The 1264-nt window shown below is 64.6% G+C and carries 1 protein-coding gene; it reads left to right on the plus strand.

Annotated features, from left to right (window positions below):
- Positions 1-37: 37 nt before the first annotated feature.
- On the plus strand, positions 38-1258 hold the full coding sequence (locus FKP22_RS30815; protein WP_141291987.1) for an ISL3 family transposase: 1221 nt from the start codon (positions 38-40) through the stop codon (positions 1256-1258).
- Positions 1259-1264 lie beyond the last annotated feature (6 nt).

Raw genomic sequence — 1264 nt, forward strand, 5'->3', positions numbered from 1 at the left:
TGGTGGTACCAAGCATCAAGACGGCAGGAGGGCAACCGTGGCCCAGGCGCATCTTATGGCCCGGCTTTCAGGCTGGACCGGGTATGAGGTTGTTCAGGACTGGCAGGAACGCAGGGGCGAGCAGTCCTGGTGCGTGTTGCGGTTGCAAGCCATCGAGGGATGGCTGCGCCAATGCAGTCACTGTGGTGAGTCGACCCGGTCGGTTCATGATTGGCAGGAGCGGCGGATCCGCGATCTGCCGATCTTCGAGCACCGTGTCGAGCTGGTCGTGCCGCGTGTGCGCGTGTCCTGTCCGCGCTGTGGTCCGAAGCTGGAGCGGTTGAGCTGGCTGGCACCCTACGCCCGGGTGACACGGCGCTTGGGCGAGTCGGTGGCGCAGTTGTGCCGGGTGGCATCCGTGAGACACGTGGCCAGTTTCTTCGGCCTGGACTGGAAGACGGTCAAAGATCTGGACTTCGCCAGCCTTGAGCGTCAGCTCGGGCCACCCGATCTGGATGGGCTGGAGGTGATCGGCATGGACGAGTTCGCCATCCAGAAGGGCCACCGCTACGCCACCGTCATCGTCGAGCCCACGCGCAAGCGCGTGCTGTGGGTGGGGCGCGGTCGGGGACGGGCCGATGTGCGACCGTTCTTCGAGTTGCTCGGGGCGCAGCGTTGCAAGCGGCTGCGTGCGGCAGTCATGGACATGAATGCGGGCTACGAGTTGGAGGTCAAGCATCACTGCCCGCAGGCCGCCATCGTCTTTGACCTGTTCCATGTGGTGGCCAAGTACGGCCGCGAGGTGATCGACCGGGTACGCGTGGACCGTGCCAACGAGTTGCGCGCCGACAAGCCGGCTCGCCGCATCGTCAAGGGCGCGCGTTGGCTGCTGCTGAAGAACCGCGACTCACTGGCGCCGGGGCAGGACATCCAGCTCAAGGAACTGCTGGCCGCCAACCGTGCGCTGTTCGTCGTCCATGTGCTGCGCGATGCGCTCAAGGACCTCTGGCGCTATCGCCATCCCGGCTACGCCGAACGCGCCTGGAAGAGTTGGTACGCCAAGGCCAGGCGCAGCCGCATCGAGCCGCTCAAGCGCTTTGCCGCCAACCTCAAGCCCTACCTGCCAGGCATCCTGGCCCACTGCCGATTCCCTCTGGGCACCAACCTCATCGAGGGCATCAACAACAAGATCAAAGTCATCAAACGCATGGCCTACGGCTTCCGCGACGACGCCTATTTCTTCCTCAAAATCCGCGCCGCCTTCCCCGGAGTTGGGTGAAGAACC

Origin of the sequence: Ideonella azotifigens (assembly GCF_006519715.1) — a bacterium.
Classification (GTDB): Bacteria; Pseudomonadota; Gammaproteobacteria; order Burkholderiales; family Burkholderiaceae_C; genus Ideonella; species Ideonella azotifigens.